Raw genomic sequence first — 16,821 nt, forward strand, 5'->3', positions numbered from 1 at the left:
GCGTGCTCGCAGTCAATTATAGGGGATAGTGATTTACTTGTGGAAACAGTCCTTTTCACTTCCCTTGCTGCATAGACTACTTGTAGCATATTTGCCCAAAACTGCTCGGTGAAGCGGACCACATATAAAGGTAGGTCCTGTCCGACACGGGCTTTCTGTTGTAATGACACTAAAAAATTGCAGGCTGGAGCAGAAATGAAAAATGCCGCCGGGCTTGCGCCGGGCGGCATTTTTATTTCCTCATCCAGAGATCAGTCGAAGACCGGGGTCTCGACGCCGAGGATCTTGTGCAGTTTCGGCGAGGTCGTCGTGTACTGCATGTGGATCTTCTTGTCCGGGAAGATGTAGGGCGCGGCGCCGAAGGCGGCCAGCGCGGCTTCGTGGAAGCCCGACAGGATCAGCTTCTTCTTGCCCGGGTAGGTGTTAATGTCGCCCACGGCGAAGATGCCCGGCACGTTGGTCTCGAACTTCTCGGTGTCCACGACCTTGAGCTGCTTGCGCTCGATGTCCAGGCCCCATTCGGCGATCGGACCCAGCTTCGGCGACAGGCCAAAGAACACCAGCAGCATGTCGAGCGGGACGCGGCGGGTGACGCCGTCGGCGCCGGTGACCTTCACTTCGCTCAGCTGGCCGGCCTTCTCTTCGAAGCCGGTGACCTGGCCGATGATCAGCTGCATCTCGTATTCGTCGCACAGGGCCTTCATCTTGGCCACCGATGCCGGCGCCGCGCGGAAGTCTTCGCGACGGTGCAGCAGCACGACCGACTCGGCCTTGCCGACGAAGTTCAGGGCCCAGTCCAGGGCGGAGTCGCCGCCGCCGCAGATGACCAGGTTCTTGCCTTCGAACAGGACCGGATCCTTGACGCGGTAGAACAGCTGGGTGTTCTCGAACTTATCGAGTCCGTCGACCTTCATGGTGCGCGCCTGGAACGAGCCGACGCCGGCAGCAATGAAGATGGTCTTGGTGATGAAGCGGGTGCCCGTCGAGGTCTCGACGTTGAAGCGGCTGTCTTCGCGGCGCTGGACGGTGGTGACTTCCTGGCCCAGGTGGAAGGTCGGCTCGAACGGCTCGATCTGCTTGAGCAGGTTGTCGGTCAGTTCCTGGCCGGTGCACACCGGCACGGCCGGGATGTCGTAGATCGGCTTGTCCGGGTACAGTTCCACGCACTGGCCACCGACGGCCGGCAGCGAATCGATGACGTGGGCCTTGATTTCGAGGAGGCCGAGTTCGAAGACCTGGAACAGGCCGACCGGACCGGCGCCGATGATCACGGCATCGGCTTCGATCGCGCCGGCGAAGGAGCTGTTGGGAGCGATGCTGCCCGCTTCGTGGGAGGCACTGATAGTCATGCGCTTAAACTTTCTGTGTATTGGATAGGGTGTGACGGTGGCCGCTAGTGTGCCACGATTGACGAACCTGCGCTGGCCAGGGCCCTGGCGGGCCCGGCCGGGAGAAGATCAGCGGGCCAGCTGGTCCAGCTTGTCCTTGACGTCTTTCCACTCTTCGGCGTCGGGCAGGGCCGGCTTGGTCTTGGTGATCGATGGCCAGGCGCGCGACAGGTCGGCGTTGATCTTGATGAACTGCTGCTGGTCCGACGGCACGTCTTCTTCCGCGTAGATCGCGTTCACCGGGCATTCGGCCACGCAGACGGCGCAGTCGATGCACTCGTCAGGATCGATGGCGAGGAAATTCGGGCCTTCCCGGAAACAATCTACCGGGCATACATCGACGCAGTCGGTGTAACGACAACGGATGCACGATTCGGTGACAACGTGGGTCATAACAGTCCTATTAGTGTTGGTGTGTCGCGGCGCCGGACGCTGAATGGGGCCGACGGGACTTGCAAAGCACTGTATTTTAGGGCAATTCGGGTTTTCCTACAAATCAGCCTTATACACAATATATATAAGCAAATGTGGCGCATGACGGCGCACCCGAGAGCGCCGTCATGCGCCGTCCATGGCTCAGGCGCTGGTGCGCAGGCGGTCGAGCAGGGCCTGCCAGTCGCCGCCGCTGCCGTCCTCGCGCACGAACACGGTGTGGCAGCGCGGGCCGTCCTCGACCGTGATTTCCCAGCGCGGCAGGTCGGCCCCGACCGGGCATTCGGGCGCCGCCGAGAAGAAGTCGAGCCGGCCGAGCAGGGTTTCGAGCTCGCCGCCGCCCGGGTGGGCGGCGGTGTCGAGGTCGTAGGCTTCGGCCAGGCCGGCGAAGCCGCCGCAGGCGCGTGCGCTGATTTTCATGGCTCTTCCGCCACACCCGCCACCGGCACGGCCGCCGCGGGCACCACGCATTCGCCGAGGCGGCCGTTGGCCGCGCACCAGCGCGCCAGCGCCTGGGCTTCGCTGTCGAGCATCCGGTGCACCCGGTGGTATTCGGGCAGGTTCATGGTGCCGCAGCAGGCGCGCCGGTCCTGGCGCGCGCCCGGCTTGTCGCAGACCTTGGGCGCCAGCGGGGCGGCCGTGGCGCTGGCCTCGGCAGGCGCGGGGGGCGGCTGCTCGACCACGTCGCGGCGGGCGAACTGGTTGCGGATGAAGCCGGCATAAGCGGCCGGCTTGCCGTCTTCCTGCACGATGCGCAGCATCTCGTTGACCACGTCGACGTACGAGGCGGCGCTGTCGGGGGCGGCGATCAGGGCGCGCAGCAGCAGCCCGCGCAGGTAGGCCGCCACCCGGTGCAGCACGGCGGCGCAGTCATCAAAGGTCGGGTTGCGCTCGTAGGCGAACATGTCGGCCAGCACGTCGTACATGGCGCCGGTGAACACCTGCGAGATCGCGTGCACCTGGGTGCCGGCCTGGCCCAGGGTCAGGTCATTGTCGGCATTGCGCAGGCCGGTGGTGCCGCCCAGCGCCATGCCGAACTGCTCGGCGATGTCGGACAAATAGGTCTTGTCGTGCAGGTGGGCCTTGGTCTGGGCCACCACCGCCTCGCACTGGTCGAGCTGGGACAGGGCCAGGAAGATCGCGGTCAGGTCGCCGAAGGCTTCGTGCAGGCCGCCGGTCTGGGGCGGGGCGTCGGCCAGCAGCCATTGCGGCTTCAGGCCGTCGAGCACCGCGTGCGCGGTTTCGTGGGCCACGATGTCGAAGGAGCGGCAGGTATAGACGCGCGCAGCCTCGCCGCCTTCGATCCCGTTGGGAATGAAGTCGCCGAACTTCAGGCAGCCCTGGGTGCGGCTGTAGAAGGCGTTCATCACGTTCGGCAGGCCGTAGGGGAAGACCGCCAGCGGGCGCGTGTCCATGCTGGTATTCCACTGCCAGGGCAGCGGCATGTCGAGGCCCGCCGCCAGCAGGGCGCGCTGGTACATGGTCAGGGTCTGGCGCACCACGGCGAAGGTGTGCACGGCGTCGAACTGGGGCGTGTCGGGCTGGGTGACGAAGTCGCCGAAGGCGTTCGGCTCGACCGCGTCGATGCCGGGCGTGCCGGGCGCGATGCGGGCGTCGCGCGGGCCGGCCAGCACCGGGCCCGGCAGGTAGGCGCGGCGGGTGCCGATCTCGCCGACGGACGGGTCCTGCTTCCACATCAGCACGCGGGCGCCGAAGGCGTAGGGCAGCGGCGGCGCCTCGGCAAGCTCCTCCTCGTCGGGCAGGCCGGATTGCGTTGTCGTGGCATCGCCCGGCTCGATCGGCTGTTCGAGCAGCCTGGCGATGCGGTGCTGCTGTTGATAGGGGGCGCTGGGCGTGGGGATGAAGCGGACCGGAGGCTGGTCACTGGGCGTGTCCAGCTCGTCCGGCAAGAGGGCACCTGGTTCCATGACGGCTCCTTGCGATAGGTCGGTCGGCACCCCCATGGTCGCGCGCCGGGCGGCGCGGGCATTGACTGGCGTCAATTGATCTGGATCGAGCCCAAGGCTGGCATCCTCAGCCGCCAACTGGCATCATGGCGGACTGTCTTGCAACGGAAAAAGAAAAAGGATTGCCCAGATGTCGGAAATTAGCATCGTCCAGGAACATACGCTCAGCCCGGAACAGGCGCGCGCGGCGGCCCAGCAGGTGGCCCAGAAGCTCGCGGCCGACTACGACCTGGCCTGCAAATGGGATGGCGACATGCTGCGCTTCGAGCGCAGTGGGGTGGAAGGAGCGCTGAGCCTGGAAGGCCAGCGCGCGGCGCTGCGGATCCGCCTGGGATTCTTCATGAGCGCCTTCGCATCGAGCATCGAAGCCAAGGTGGCGGAGAAGATGCGCAAGGTGTTCGTGCCCGCCTGAGTCAGGCGCGGCAATCGCCGGCCGCGCACGGCCGGCGCATCGAAGGAATCAGCCCTTCAGTTCCTCGATCAGGTCGATGTACTGCTGCATCGCGTCTTCCTGCGAGGTGCCCTTCAGGGCAGCCCAGGCGTCGAACTTGGCGCGGTTGACGAAATCGGTCATGCCCGGACGTTCGCCGGTGGCGTCGCCGCTCGCGCCCTGCTTGTACAGCGCGTAAATCTTCAGCAAGGTCATGTTGTCCGGGCGTTCCGGCAGATTCTTCGATTCGGCCTGGGCCTGGGCGAACTGTTCCTGCAAGCTCATGAATACTCCTGTGTTGGTTGCGTTGGCAATGTGGTAATGCAGGAGGCGATCTTAGCGCAGGAGGAGGGCGTCCACCGCCAAACGGGGCGAACTTTAGAGGGGATGCTCGGGGGACGTAGCGTGGGCGGGTCTTCCCGCCCACGCGGTGATAGCTGCAGCGTGCTTCGCGAAAATGCTCCGGCTGCTTGAACGCGTGGGCGGACAAGCCGCCCACCCTACAACACCTCAGACTGCGAGCAGTTCGACGTCGAAGATGAGAGTCGCGTTCGGCGGGATCACGCCGCCGGCGCCGCGCGCGCCGTAGCCGAGGCTGGCCGGGATGGTCAGGCGGCGCTGGCCGCCGACCTTCATGCCCTGCACGCCTTCGTCCCAGCCGCGGATCACGTGGCCGGCGCCCAGCGCGAACTGGAACGGGTCGTTGCGGTCCTTGCTCGAATCGAACTTGGCGCCCTGGCTGCCGTCGTCGTTGCGCAGCCAGCCGGTGTAGTGAACGGTGACGTGCTGGCCGGCTTTCGCCTCGGCGCCGCTGCCAACGACGGTGTCTTCGTATTGCAGGCCGGAATCAGTGGTAATGGTGGACATGGTTTTCCCTGTTGTTCAAGTTGAACGGGGATTGTAGTCCATGCATCGCGGGTGCGCCAAACCGGGTCCGCACGCTTGCGGCTCATCTGCGTAGAATGGCGCTTTCGCCAGCCATAACAGGAGCCACGATGAAGGGCATCGGTACCGCTTACCGCCGCGCGCTGCGCGCCCAGTTCACCCGCCGCATGCTGGTGCTCTCCGGCGCGCCCTTGGCACTGTCGCTGCTGTTGTGGGGCGCCGTCCTGTGGACCGGGCTGCAGCCGCTGCTCGACTGGCTCCAGGGCGTGTTCACCGACTACGGCCTGTTCCAGGCCAGCGGCAGTACGCTGGGGATGCTGGGCCTGGGCGTGTTCAAGGTGATGGTGGTGCCGCTGCTGGCGATCGCGCTGCTGCTGCCCCTGATGATCGGTTCGGCCCTGCTGTTCATGGGCGTGATCGCCATGCCCGCGATCGAACGCCACGTCGGCACGACCCAGTACCCGAAGCTGGAAAAGAAGCAGGGCGGATCCTTCCTCGGCAGCGTCGCCATCAACGTCGGCAGCACCGCCGTGTTCGCGCTGCTGTGGCTGATCGCGCTGCCGCTGTACGCGGTGCCGCCGCTGGCCTGGCTGGTGCAGGCCTGCCTGTGGGCCTGGGTCACGTCGCGCGTGATGAGCTATGACGCGCTGGCCGCCCACGCCAGTCGGGAAGAGCGGCATGAACTGATGCGGCGCCACCGCGGCGCGCTGCTGGCGATCGGCCTGGCTTCCGGCCTGGCCGGGGCGCTGCCCGGCATCGCCTGGATGGGCGGGGCGCTGCTGTCGATCGTGCTGTTCCCCTTCCTGGCCATGCTGTCGCTGTGGCTGTACATCATGATCTTCCTGTTCGCCGGCCTGTGGTTCCAGTACTTCTGCCTGCAGGCGCTGGAAGAGCTGCGCGCCGGCGCGCCGCAGGCCTGAGGCTTCACAGGTATTTGCCTGTCCTGTGGCACACTGGCCTGAACATGAAGAAGGAGAAGCTCATATGGGATTTGGCCTGATCGTCATCGGCGACGAGATCCTGTCCGGCAGGCGCCAGGACAAGCATTTTTCGAAAGTGGTCGAACTGCTCGGCGCGCGCGGCCTGCAGCTGGCCTGGGCCGAATTCGTGGGCGACGACCCAAGGCGCCTGACGGCGCTGCTGCAGCGCAGCTTCGCGGGCAGCGACATCGTGTTCTCCTGCGGCGGCATCGGCGCCACGCCGGACGACCACACGCGCCAGTGCGCGGCCGCGGCGCTCGGGCTGCCGCTGGTGCTGCATCCCGAAGGGCGCCTGAACATCGAGGAGCGCATCCGCGAGACCGCTGGCCTTGATGCCGACATGAACGCGCCCGAGAACCTGCAGCGCCTCAAGATGGCCGAGTTCCCGCAAGGAGCCGGCCTGGTTCCTAATCCGTACAACCGCATTGCCGGCTTCACGGTCGGCGACCACCACTTCGTGCCGGGCTTTCCGGTGATGGCCTGGCCGATGATCGAATGGGTGCTGGACACCCACTACGCCCACTTATTTCACGCGGCTGTGCACCTGGAGCGCTCCCTGCTCGTTTATGAACAGGGAGAGGCCGACCTCACCCCGATGATGGAGGCGCTGGAGCGCGACTATCCCGGCCTGCGGGTGTTCAGCCTGCCGAGCGTGGGCGACGCCCAGACCCGCCGCCACATCGAGCTGGGCGTGAAGGGCGCGCCTGCGCAAGTGGAGCCGGCCTTCGGGGCGATGCAGGCCGAACTGCAGAGCCGCGGCGCCGAATTCGAGGTGTTGTAGGACGACATGCCGTCCTGCTAACTCAGCCGTTGTTTTTTTGCGAAAATACTTCGCGCGCATCAAATTTGTTAAACGGTGTCTCGCGCGTGTCGTATTGATGTGGTGGAATGATACCTGTGGAGGTGCAATCCTGAGTGAGTTTGCGCCGCGCATTTTTGCAGACTGGCGAGGACCCAACATCACTCGAAAAGGCAGGCAAGGATGGCGGGCAGGTTGGCGGGGATTGAGCACGTATTGATTCAAACCGGTTGAGCCATCATGGAAAGTATTCGCCGCAATATGCGGCCAAGTAATTTATTTCAGGTAGTCGGCAGCTGGCTCGGGCGTCCCGCCCAAGCCATGGCCGGCACCGCGCCCGTATTCGCATCCGCGGGCGGCAACGACGTTCCCCTGTACGAAGCCTATCCGCATCTGGCGGCAGGCGGCGGTGCCGGCGCGCCGGACCGGCCGTCCGGCGCGCCCGTGCCGCCGGAACCCGAGGGCGGTCCCGAGCGCACCCCCGAACCGGCGCCGCGCAAGCGCCGTTTCAAGCCCTATTTCTACCTCGGCCTCCTGATCTTCCTGGTGCTGCTGGGCGCCTGGGGCGCGCTCGAGATGCGCACCTCGCGCCTGCAGGCGATGATCTTCGCCGACATGGCCAGCGAGCTGACCTACCGCATGGACAAGGGCCCCAGCAACGCGATCCGCTTCCCGGCTGCCAGCCCCTACGACACCCGCCTGGGCTACGCCAGCATGCCGGCCTACCTGCAGAAACTGCAGTCGCGCGGCTACTTCATCGAGGCACAGGCGCGCATGTCGCCGCAGATGATCGCGATGGCCGACCGCGGCCTGTACGCCACCTACCACGAGAAGACCAAGGTCGGCCTCGAGATCCTCGACTGCCGCGCGCAGCCGCTGTTCGCGTCGCGCTTCCCCGAGCGCTTCTATCACAAGTTCGACGACGCGCCGCCGCTGCTGGTGCAAAGCCTGCTGTTCATCGAGAACCGCGAACTGCTCGACCCGGCCTACCCGCGCCGCAACCCGGCGGTCGAATGGGACCGATTCTCGAAAGCGGTGTTCGACAAGACCCTGAGCAGCGTCGGCCTGGGCGGCACCGGCCGCGTGGCGGGCGGCTCCACGCTCGCGACCCAGATCGAGAAATACCGCCATTCGGCCGAAGGCCGTACCGGCTCGCTGGGCGACAAGATCATCCAGATGGCCTCGGCCACGCTGCGCGCCTACCAGGACGGCGAAGACACCACCAAGGCGCGGCGCCAGATCGTGCTCGACTACCTGAATACCGTGCCGCTGTCGGCCAAGCCGGGCTACGGCGAGGTCAACGGCATCGGCGACGGCATGTGGGTCTGGTACGGGCGCGACTTCGACAAGACCAGCAAGATGCTGCGCGGCCCGATGGACAGCCAGGAAGCGGTCACCGCCTACAAGGAAGCGCTGTCGCTGATGATCGCGCAGCGCCGCCCGGCCTATTACCTGGGCGACGGCGAGCATGACCTCGAAACCCTCACCAACAGCCACCTGCGCGTGCTGGCCCAGACCGGGGTGATCTCGCCGCAGCTGCGCGACGCCGCGCTCAAGGTCCAGCTGCACCCGTCCCAGGCCTCGGGTGTGGCCGCGCCGGGCGCCGACGCCTTTGTGTCGCGCAAGGCCGCGAATGCGGTGCGCAACCACCTCGGATATCTGGTGGGCGACTCGCGCCTGTACAACGTCGACCGCCTCGACCTGTCGGTGGTCTCGACCCTCGACGCCGGCGTGCAGCAGGCCGTCACCGCGGCGCTGCGCCAGCTGTCGGACGCCGAACACGCGAAAGAAGCCGGCCTGACCGGCAAGGGCCTGCTCGGCAACGGCGACCCGGCCCAGGTGGTGTACAGCTTCACCCTGATGGAGCGCGGCGAGCACGTGAACTACCTGCGGGTCCAGACCGACAACTACGACCAGCCGCTCGACATCAACGAAGGCGCCAAGCTCGACCTGGGTTCGACCGCCAAGCTGCGTACCCTGGTGACCTACCTGGACATCGTCGACCAGCTGCACAAGCGCTACGAGCCGATGGACAAGATTGGCCTGATGGGCGTGGAAGTCGATCCGAAAGACCGCATGTCGCAGTGGGCGGTGGAATACTTCCAGCAGCTGCCGGACGGCGCCGACCGTGGCCTCAAGCCGATGCTGGCCGCCGCGATGGAGCGCAAGTACTCGGCCAACCCGGGCGAAGCCTTCTTCACCGGCGGCGGCCTGCACACCTTCGGCAACTTCAGCAAGCTGGATAACAGCAAGATCATGACGGTGACCGAAGCGCTGCGCAATTCGACCAACCTCGTGTTCGTGCGCATGATGCGCGACGTGGTGCGCTACTACATGTTCCAGCTGCCGGGTTCCTCGGCCAAGCTGCTGGCCGACGCCGACGACCCGCGCCGCCAGATGTACCTGGCGCGCTTCGCCGACAACGAGGGCAAGGTCTTCATGGCCAAGTTCTGGAACAAGTACAAGGGCAAGACCCCTGCCGAGGTCGAAAGCCTGCTGTTCTCCGGCATCCGCCCGATGGCCTCGAAGCTGGCTGCCGCGCACCGCACCGTGTTCCCGAAGGCGACGCTGGAGCAGTTCGGCGCCTTCGTCGACAAGGCCCTGCCGGATTCGGTCGACATGGATCCGGACCGCATTCCGAAGATGTACGAGATGTACGATCCGAAGAACATGTCGCTGGCCGACCGCGGCTACGTGGCCTCGGTGCACCCCCTCGAACTGTGGCTGGCGGGCTACCTGATCACCCATCCGAAGGCCGGCTGGACCGAAGTCACCGACGCCAGCGTCAAGGAGCGCCAGGAAGTGTATTCCTGGCTGTTCAAGACCCACCGCAAGCACGCCCAGGACAAGCGCATCGCCGGCCTGATCGAGGTGGAAGCCTTCCTCAAGATCCACGCGCAGTGGAAGAAGATGGGCTACCCCTTCGATTCGCTGGTGCCGTCCTACGCCACCACGCTGGGCGCCTCGGCTGACCGTCCGGCCGCGCTGGCCGAGCTGATGGGCATCATCGTCAACGGCGGCGTGCGCAAGCCCGTGGAGCGCATCGACTCGCTGCACTTCGCCAAGGACACGCCGTACGAGACCCTGGTCAAGCGCAGCAAGGGCGGCGGCAAGGAGCAGGTCCTGTCGCCTGAAGTCGCCCGTACCGTGGCCGACGCCATCCAGGGCGTGGTCAGCGACGGCACCGCCAAGCGCGTGAAGACCGCCTTCACCCAGTCCGACGGCAGCGTGATCGCCGTTGGCGGCAAGACCGGTACCGGCGACCAGCGCTTCGAGGTGTATGCGCGCGGCGGCCGCGTGATCGAGTCGCGCTACGTGAACCGCTCGGCGACCTTTGTCTTCAACATCGGCGAGCGCTACTTCGGCAGCATGACCGCCTATGTGCACGGCCCGCAGGCCGGCAACTACGACTTTACCAGCGCGCTGCCGGTGCAGCTGCTGGCGAACCTGGCCCCGAGCCTGATGCCGATGATCGAACCGCCTGCGGGCAGCGTGGCCGCCCAGCGTCAGTGCGTGCGTTGAAACCCGGCGTTTCGGGTACGGCAGTGCGGCGCGCCATGACGCGGGTGCGCCAGTTCAGCTTCGTGTCCCTGCGCGACCTGCTGGTCGCCAGCGGACCGACCCTGCTGGCGGCGATCGCGGTGGCGGTGCTGGCCTACCTCTGGGTCGACCCGGCGCCGCCGCGCCGCCTCAGCATGGCCACCGGCCAGTTCAACAGCGCCTACCAGGAATTCGGCCGCCAGTACGCCGAACTGCTGGCGCGCGACGACATCACGCTGCAGCTGCAGCCCTCGCTCGGTTCCCACGAAAACCTGCAGCGCCTGATCGAGGGCCGGGCCGACATCGCCTTCGTGCAGAGCGGCTCGACCAGCGACGGCCAGGCCGCGCGGGCAGGGCTGGTCTCGCTCGGCAGCCTGTTCACCGAACCGGTGTGGCTGTTCCTGCGCGAAGAGGCCAAGGTAAGCCACCTGACCGACCTGAAGGGCAAACGCATCAACCTGGGCCCGGAAGGCACCGGCGTGCCGCGCCTGTTCCGCCAGGTGCTCGATGCCAACGGCGTCGAACCCGCCCAGTTGAAGATCGGCGCGCTGGAAAACACGCCGGCGACGGTGGAACTGCTGGCCGGCCGCATCGACGGCCTGGTGTTCAGCTCCGCGCCGGAAGCGCCGCTGATCCAGATGCTGCTGCAGACGCCCGGCATCAGGCTGTTCAACTTCACCCAGGCCGACGCCTACACCCGGCGCCTGCCTTTCCTGACCCACGTGGTGCTGCCGCGCGGGATCGTCGACCTCGGGCGCGACATCCCGTCGCAGGACTACCACCTGATCGCGCCCACCGCCACGCTGGTGGCAAGGGAAGACCTGCATCCGGCCCTGGTGGGCCTGCTGGTGAAGTCGGCCGGCGAGATCCACGGCAAGGCCGGCTGGTTCCAGCAGCAGGGCCAGTTCCCCTCGCCGAAATACACCGAGATCCCGGTGGCGCGCGAGGCCGCGCGCTACTACCGCGACGGCCCGCCCTTCATGCAGCGCTACATGCGCTTCTGGCTGGCCAACCTGTTCGAGCGCTTGTGGGTGGTGGCGGTCGCATTGGCGGCGCTCCTGATCCCGCTGTCGAAGATCGTCCCGCCGATCTACGTGTGGCGCGTGCGTTCGCGCGTGTATCGTTGGTACGGCGAGCTGCGCAAGGTGGAGCAGGAACTGGAAGCGATCGCACCGGAAGAACGCGAGGCGGCACGCGAGGGCCTGCTGCACCGCCTCGACGAGATCGAGGAACGGGTCAACCACATCTCGATCCCGCTCGCCTATGCGGAAGAACTGTACCGCCTGCGCAGCCACATCAACTTCGTGCGCGAGCGGGTGCGCGGCACCATCGACCGCAATGGCTTCGCCACCCCGCCCTTGACGAAGTAGCAAAGGCCGGCGCAAACGGATTACACTGGCGCTCTTTGTCCGCCATCCGAAGGAAGTCATGATCCGCCGTCCGTTCTCCGCCCTCGCGCTGGGCGTGCTGCTGGCCTGCAGCGCCGGCGCGCAGGCCAGCGCCAACGCCCACGCCGACGCCCCCGCCCAGAAGCGCAATCCGCGCGAAGCCTATACCAAGTACGAATACCGCATCCCGATGCGCGACGGCGTCAGGCTGTTCACCACGGTGTACGTGCCGAAGGACGGCGCCAAAACCTACCCCTTCCTGGTGCAGCGCACGCCCTACAGCGCCGGCGTGTTCGCCGATGGCGAGCGGCGCTACGGCGTGGACTGGTTCCCCGAGGCGCTCAGCCCCTCGCGCGAGCTGGAAGACTCCGGCTACATCTTCGTGACCCAGGACGTGCGCGGCCGCTACATGTCCGAAGGCAGCTGGCAGGAGATGACCCCGCACGCCAAGGCGAAGCGCGCCAAAGGGGAGGGCCAGGAAAGCGAGGACATGCACGACACCGTCGAATGGCTGCTCAAGCACATCCCGAACAACAACGGCCGCGTCGGCATCTGGGGCATCAGCTACCCGGGCTTCTACACGGCCGCCAGCATCATCGACTCGCACCCGGCGATCAAGGCCGCTTCGCCGCAGGCGCCGATCGCCGACCTGTACATGGGCGACGACTCCTACCACGGCGGCGCCTTCATGCTGTCGGCGAACTTCGACTTTTACTCGTCCTTCCTGCCGCAGCAGAATCCGACCGTGGGCAACAAGGAGCGCTCGCGCTTCGAGTATGGCGAAGCGGATGCCTACGATTTCTTCCTGAAGCGCCTGACGATGTCGAACATCCTGGCCAGCCTCAGTGAAGAGCAGCGCACCCTCCTGGTGCCGACCATCGAGCACGACACCTATGATGCGTTCTGGCGCTCGCGCGCGATCACGCCGCACATGAAGAACGTGAAAGCGGCGGTGCTCACGGTGGGCGGCTGGTTCGACGCCGAAGACCCGGCCGGCCCGTTCGCGATCTACAAGGCGGTCGGCAAATACAACCCTGCCACGCCGAATTCGCTCGTGATCGGTCCCTGGGTGCATGGCGGCTGGGCCAGGAGCGACGGCGCGCGCCTGGGTCACGTGAGTTTCGATGCCAAGACCAGCGAATACTTCCGCCGCGAGATCCAGTTCCCCTTCTTCGAGCAGCACCTGAAAGGCGTGAAGCCGGCCCGTGCGCTGCCGAACGTGAACGCCTTCGAGACCGGCACCAATGTGTGGCGCAGCTACGCGGCCTGGCCGCCGGCGCCCGCCAGGGCGCGCACACTGTACTTCGGCCCGAACGGCACATTGGGCTGGCAGCAGCCGGCCGCAAGCGGCGCCGGGTATGACGAATACGTGGCCGATCCGCGCAAGCCCGTGCCCTTCATCGGCTACCCGGCCACCGGCGTGCCGCGCGAATACATGGTCTCGGACCAGCGCTTCGCCGCCACCCGTCCCGACGTGCTGGTCTACCAGAGCGCGGTGCTGGAAGAAGACGTGACGGTGGTGGGCTCCGTCGTGCCGAAACTGTTCGTGTCGACCACCGGCACCGACGCCGACTGGGTGGTCAAGCTGATCGACGTGTATCCGAGCGAATACCCAACGCCTGCGGCCGATCGCAAAGGCAACGACGTCGGCCCGCCGAGCGTGAACCTGGGCGGCTTCCAGCAGTTGGTGCGCGGCAATCCGCTGCGCGGCAAGTTCCGGAACAGCTTCGAGAAGCCCGAGCCCTTCACCCCGGGCAAGCAGGAAGCGCTCTCCTTCGATATCGGCGAAGTGAACCACACCTTCCGCCGCGGCCACCGCATCATGGTGCAGGTGCAGAGCTCGTGGTTCCCGCTGATCGACCTCAATCCCCAGACCTTCACCCACATCCCGAAGGCGACACCGGAAGACTTCCGCAAGGCGACGCAGCGCGTCTACCGCGCGCCCGGCGCGGCTTCCGGGCTGCAGCTGATGGTGATGCCGGCGCAGTGATGGCTCAGCGCGGCGACAGCAACATCGTCGCCGCGGTCCCCAGCAGGACCAGGCAGAACAGCAGCCGCAGGCGCGCCGGCGCAAACCGGTGCGCCAGCTTCACCCCCAGCGAGACGGTCGCGATGCCGCCCAGCGCCAGCGGCACGCCGGTAGCCCAGTCGACGTGGCCGCCCTGCGCGTAGCCGAACAGCGCAACGAGAGAACTTGGCACCACCAGCGCCAGCGCCATGCCCTGGGCGCGGGTCTGCTGCATGCCGAACAGGCTGACCAGGGCCGGCACGATCACCAGGCCGCCGCCGATCGTGAACACGCCCGACATCAGGCCGCAGGCGATGCCGAGCAGGGGCAGGGCAGCGCGCGGCATCGCCTGCGCTTTCTCGGGCGCGGCCGGCACATGCCTGCTCAGGAAGCCGAAATACAGGGCCAGCGCCACCAGGAACAGGGCAAACGCGACATGCAGGGTGCGCGGATCGAGGCCGGTTGCGAAGCGGGCCGCGAACCAGGTGGCGACCATGGAAAACAGGGCCATCGAGGCCACCGCGCGCAGGTCGACGGGATGCTTCTGGTGGTAGCGGTAAAAGCCGATCAGGACGTTCGGGGCGATCATCACCAGCGCCGTCCCTTGCGCCAGCTGCTGGTCCATGCCGTACAGCAGACCCAGCACGGGAATCGCGATCAGCCCGCCGCCGATGCCCAGCAGGCCGCCCACCAGGCCGAGCAGAGCCCCCAGGCCGAGGTTCAGTAATACATCCAGCAAACGATCAAGCGCCTATCCAGGGCAGGCCGGCCTTGCACCAGCCGCCGATGGTCTTGCGATGGCCTTCTGCATCGCGGTCGCCCTCGAAGCCTTCCAGGATGTCGTAGGACTCGGAAAAGCCGTGCTCGGTGGCCACGCGCGCGCTGTGGCGCGAGCGCACGCCCGAGCGGCACAGAAACAGCAGCACCTCGTCCTTGCGCGCCAGTTGCTCCAGTTGCGCACCGAATGCGGGATTCGGCGCACCGCCGGGGTAGGTGGCCCACTGCACCGCGACGTGCTGGGCCTCGGGAATCGCCACGCGGCCGACCCAGTCGCGCTCGGCATTGGTGCGCACATCGACCAGTTTCACGCGCGGATCGCTTTGCAGGAGCGCGAAGGCTTCCTCGGGCGTGACGGCGCCGGCATAGGGCTGGCCGGCGGCGCGCTCACGGGCCTGGGCGAGGATGGAGTCAAGAGTGGTCATGGTCTGGGTCCGCGGAAATAAGCAAAAGAAAAAGCATTGCACCAACTTGGTTCGGTGTATCCTGCGCTGCAATGGTGCATGGCCACCATTCCCGCACTGTTTTGGTGCGTATGCACAACGGTGCACAGGGATGGTGACAAGCGATTTTAGGCTGGAATACGAGCGGATTCCAACGAAGCATTGTGCATTTACTCATAACGCCGGGTTGGCACGCTTCATGCTTTAAAGTACGGCAAGTTGTCGCGCCGTGAGGCTCTTCCGGTGCGACACCCCCTTTTCAATCAGGAGATACGAATGGCAAAGACGGCTGCAGACGTAATTCAACTCATCAAAGACAACGAAGTGAAATTCGTTGACCTGCGCTTCGCCGACACCCGCGGCAAGGAGCAGCACGTGACCGTCCCCGTGTCGCACTTCGACGAAGACAAGTTCGAGTCGGGCCACGCCTTCGACGGTTCGTCGATCGCCGGCTGGAAGGGCATCGAAGCCTCCGACATGCTGCTGCTGCCGGACCCGAGCACCGCCAACCTCGACCCCTTCATGGAAGAGACCACGCTGTTCATGCAGTGCGACGTGATCGAACCGTCGGACGGCAAGGGCTACGACCGCGACCCGCGCTCGATCGCCAAGCGCGCCGAAGCCTACCTGAAATCGACCGGCATCGGCGACACCGCCTTCTTCGGCCCGGAACCGGAATTCTTCATCTTCGACTCGGTCCGCTGGAAGATCGACATGTCGGGTTGCTTCGTCAAGATCGACTCCGATGAGGCTTCGTGGTCGACCGACAAGGAAATCGAAGGCGGCAACAGCGGCCACCGTCCGACCGTCAAGGGCGGCTACTTCCCGGTCCCGCCGGTCGACAGCTTCCAGGACATGCGCTCGGAAATGTGCCTGATCCTCGAATCGATGGGCATCCCGGTCGAAGTGCACCACCACGAAGTGGCCGGCGCCGGCCAGAACGAAATCGGCACCAAGTTCTCGACCCTGGTCGAGCGCGCCGACTGGACCCAGAACATGAAGTACGTGATCTGGAACGTGGCCCACAGCTACGGCAAGACCGCGACCTTCATGCCGAAGCCGATGAACGGCGATAACGGCTCGGGCATGCACGTGCACCAGTCGATCTGGAAGGACGGCAAGAACCTGTTCGCCGGCGACGGCTATGCCGGCCTGTCGGAAAACGCGCTGTTCTACATTGGCGGCATCATCAAGCACGCACGCGCGCTGAACGCGATCACCAACCCGGGCACCAACTCGTACAAGCGCCTGGTGCCGGGCTACGAAGCCCCGGTCAAGCTGGCCTACTCGGCCCGTAACCGCTCGGCCTCGATCCGCATCCCGCACGTGGCAAACCCGAAGGGCCGCCGCATCGAGACCCGCTTCCCGGACCCGCTGGCCAACGTCTACCTGTGCTTCGCCGCGCTGCTGATGGCGGGCCTGGACGGCATCCAGAACAAGATCCACCCGGGCGAAGCCGCGACCAAGGACCTGTACCACCTGCCGCCGGAAGAAGACAAGCTGATCCCGACGGTGTGCTCCTCGCTGGAAGAGGCGCTGGACGCCCTGAACAATGACCGCGAGTTCCTGACCCGCGGCGGCGTGTTCAGCGACAGCATGATCGACGCCTACATCGAGCTGAAGATGCAGGAAGTGCAGCGCATGCGCATGACCCCGCACCCGGCCGAATTCGACATGTACTACTCGTCGTAATCAGAAGCACAACAGAACCGTTGCGCACGTGCGTCAAGCGGCGTAAGCGTCGGTAACAAAGGCGGGGAAAGCGAAGGCTTTCCCCGCCTTTT

At 65.9% G+C, this 16,821-nt stretch carries 15 protein-coding genes; 7 read left to right on the forward strand and 8 right to left on the reverse strand.

All coding sequences use genetic code 11. From position 1 onward, the window contains the following. Nucleotides 1-251: 251 nt before the first annotated feature. The 4 genes from LK542_RS01285 to LK542_RS01300 all read right to left on the reverse strand — a co-directional run bounded on the left by LK542_RS01285 (nucleotide 252) and on the right by LK542_RS01300 (nucleotide 3,748). The gene (locus tag LK542_RS01285) at nucleotides 252-1,349 is read right to left on the reverse strand and encodes an NAD(P)/FAD-dependent oxidoreductase (RefSeq protein ID WP_227810513.1); all 1,098 of its coding nucleotides are present in this window, start codon (nucleotides 1,347-1,349) and stop codon (nucleotides 252-254) included. A gap of 108 nt (nucleotides 1,350-1,457) precedes the next feature. Beyond that, nucleotides 1,458-1,781, reverse strand: a complete 324-nt coding sequence (fdxA, locus tag LK542_RS01290; protein WP_227800194.1) for a ferredoxin FdxA — start codon at nucleotides 1,779-1,781, stop codon at nucleotides 1,458-1,460. Nucleotides 1,782-1,964: 183 nt separating this feature from the next. Then, complete coding sequence (locus tag LK542_RS01295) at nucleotides 1,965-2,240, reverse strand: protealysin inhibitor emfourin (protein ID WP_227800195.1); 276 nt, start codon at nucleotides 2,238-2,240, stop codon at nucleotides 1,965-1,967. Then, on the reverse strand, nucleotides 2,237-3,748 hold the full coding sequence (locus LK542_RS01300; protein WP_227810514.1) for a hypothetical protein: 1,512 nt from the start codon (nucleotides 3,746-3,748) through the stop codon (nucleotides 2,237-2,239). Before LK542_RS01300 ends, LK542_RS01295 begins: the two co-directional genes overlap by 4 nt. Nucleotides 3,749-3,917: 169 nt before the next feature. Between LK542_RS01300 and LK542_RS01305 the strand changes: the two genes are divergently transcribed. Next, on the forward strand, nucleotides 3,918-4,199 hold the full coding sequence (locus LK542_RS01305; protein ID WP_227810515.1) for a polyhydroxyalkanoic acid system family protein: 282 nt from the start codon (nucleotides 3,918-3,920) through the stop codon (nucleotides 4,197-4,199). A gap of 48 nt (nucleotides 4,200-4,247) precedes the next feature. Here LK542_RS01305 and LK542_RS01310 read toward each other — a convergent pair whose 3' ends face one another. Both LK542_RS01310 and LK542_RS01315 read right to left on the reverse strand, forming a co-directional pair. Further along, a complete protein-coding gene (locus LK542_RS01310; RefSeq protein ID WP_159696209.1) occupies nucleotides 4,248-4,502 on the reverse strand; it encodes an acyl-CoA-binding protein in 255 nt (84 codons plus the stop codon). Nucleotides 4,503-4,727: 225 nt separating this feature from the next. After that, nucleotides 4,728-5,084 (reverse strand): FKBP-type peptidyl-prolyl cis-trans isomerase, encoded by a 357-nt coding sequence (locus LK542_RS01315; RefSeq protein WP_224945133.1) that lies wholly within the window; start codon nucleotides 5,082-5,084, stop codon nucleotides 4,728-4,730. A 128-nt stretch (nucleotides 5,085-5,212) separates the two neighbouring features. Between LK542_RS01315 and LK542_RS01320 the strand changes: the two genes are divergently transcribed. The 5 genes from LK542_RS01320 (at nucleotide 5,213) to LK542_RS01345 (ending at nucleotide 13,799) form a co-directional block, all read left to right on the forward strand. After that, on the forward strand, nucleotides 5,213-6,022 hold the full coding sequence (locus LK542_RS01320) for an EI24 domain-containing protein (protein WP_227810516.1): 810 nt from the start codon (nucleotides 5,213-5,215) through the stop codon (nucleotides 6,020-6,022). Between the two features lie 64 nt (nucleotides 6,023-6,086). Continuing rightward, nucleotides 6,087-6,863 (forward strand): molybdopterin-binding protein, encoded by a 777-nt coding sequence (locus tag LK542_RS01325; RefSeq protein ID WP_227810517.1) that lies wholly within the window; start codon nucleotides 6,087-6,089, stop codon nucleotides 6,861-6,863. Between the two features lie 258 nt (nucleotides 6,864-7,121). Beyond that, nucleotides 7,122-10,403: a transglycosylase domain-containing protein gene (locus LK542_RS01330; RefSeq protein ID WP_227810518.1), complete on the forward strand. Its 3,282-nt coding sequence runs from the start codon at nucleotides 7,122-7,124 to the stop codon at nucleotides 10,401-10,403. Nucleotides 10,404-10,438: 35 nt separating this feature from the next. Further along, nucleotides 10,439-11,791 (forward strand): TAXI family TRAP transporter solute-binding subunit, encoded by a 1,353-nt coding sequence (locus tag LK542_RS01335; protein WP_227810519.1) that lies wholly within the window; start codon nucleotides 10,439-10,441, stop codon nucleotides 11,789-11,791. A 58-nt stretch (nucleotides 11,792-11,849) separates the two neighbouring features. Beyond that, the gene (locus LK542_RS01345) at nucleotides 11,850-13,799 is read left to right on the forward strand and encodes a CocE/NonD family hydrolase (protein WP_267877529.1); all 1,950 of its coding nucleotides are present in this window, start codon (nucleotides 11,850-11,852) and stop codon (nucleotides 13,797-13,799) included. Between the two features lie 4 nt (nucleotides 13,800-13,803). Here LK542_RS01345 and LK542_RS01350 read toward each other — a convergent pair whose 3' ends face one another. Both LK542_RS01350 and LK542_RS01355 read right to left on the reverse strand, forming a co-directional pair. Next, nucleotides 13,804-14,556, reverse strand: coding sequence for a sulfite exporter TauE/SafE family protein (locus tag LK542_RS01350; protein ID WP_227800204.1), 753 nt, complete (start codon nucleotides 14,554-14,556; stop codon nucleotides 13,804-13,806). Nucleotides 14,557-14,560: 4 nt separating this feature from the next. Then, complete coding sequence (locus LK542_RS01355; RefSeq protein WP_227810520.1) at nucleotides 14,561-15,019, reverse strand: rhodanese-like domain-containing protein; 459 nt, start codon at nucleotides 15,017-15,019, stop codon at nucleotides 14,561-14,563. Between the two features lie 294 nt (nucleotides 15,020-15,313). On the opposite strand from LK542_RS01355, the gene glnA reads away from it, so the two are divergent. After that, entirely contained in the window at nucleotides 15,314-16,729 is a 1,416-nt protein-coding gene (gene glnA / locus LK542_RS01360; protein WP_227800206.1) for a type I glutamate--ammonia ligase, read from the forward strand. The last annotated feature ends 92 nt before the right edge of the window (nucleotides 16,730-16,821 follow it).

Source organism: Massilia sp. IC2-477, from assembly GCF_020707265.1.
GTDB lineage: Bacteria > Pseudomonadota > Gammaproteobacteria > Burkholderiales > Burkholderiaceae_D > Telluria.

Bases quoted from the DNA above. Each gene is read 5' to 3' on its own strand.
- LK542_RS01285 (WP_227810513.1), bottom strand. From the start codon at position 1,349: ATGACTATCAGTGCCTCCCACGAAGCGGGCAGCATCGCTCCCAACAGC.
- fdxA (WP_227800194.1), bottom strand. From the start codon at position 1,781: ATGACCCACGTTGTCACCGAATCGTGCATCCGTTGTCGTTACACCGAC.
- LK542_RS01295 (WP_227800195.1), bottom strand. From the start codon at position 2,240: ATGAAAATCAGCGCACGCGCCTGCGGCGGCTTCGCCGGCCTGGCCGAA.
- LK542_RS01300 (WP_227810514.1), bottom strand. From the start codon at position 3,748: ATGGAACCAGGTGCCCTCTTGCCGGACGAGCTGGACACGCCCAGTGAC.
- LK542_RS01305 (WP_227810515.1), top strand. From the start codon at position 3,918: ATGTCGGAAATTAGCATCGTCCAGGAACATACGCTCAGCCCGGAACAG.
- LK542_RS01310 (WP_159696209.1), bottom strand. From the start codon at position 4,502: ATGAGCTTGCAGGAACAGTTCGCCCAGGCCCAGGCCGAATCGAAGAAT.
- LK542_RS01315 (WP_224945133.1), bottom strand. From the start codon at position 5,084: ATGTCCACCATTACCACTGATTCCGGCCTGCAATACGAAGACACCGTC.
- LK542_RS01320 (WP_227810516.1), top strand. From the start codon at position 5,213: ATGAAGGGCATCGGTACCGCTTACCGCCGCGCGCTGCGCGCCCAGTTC.
- LK542_RS01325 (WP_227810517.1), top strand. From the start codon at position 6,087: ATGGGATTTGGCCTGATCGTCATCGGCGACGAGATCCTGTCCGGCAGG.
- LK542_RS01330 (WP_227810518.1), top strand. From the start codon at position 7,122: ATGGAAAGTATTCGCCGCAATATGCGGCCAAGTAATTTATTTCAGGTA.
- LK542_RS01335 (WP_227810519.1), top strand. From the start codon at position 10,439: ATGACGCGGGTGCGCCAGTTCAGCTTCGTGTCCCTGCGCGACCTGCTG.
- LK542_RS01345 (WP_267877529.1), top strand. From the start codon at position 11,850: ATGATCCGCCGTCCGTTCTCCGCCCTCGCGCTGGGCGTGCTGCTGGCC.
- LK542_RS01355 (WP_227810520.1), bottom strand. From the start codon at position 15,019: ATGACCACTCTTGACTCCATCCTCGCCCAGGCCCGTGAGCGCGCCGCC.
- glnA (WP_227800206.1), top strand. From the start codon at position 15,314: ATGGCAAAGACGGCTGCAGACGTAATTCAACTCATCAAAGACAACGAA.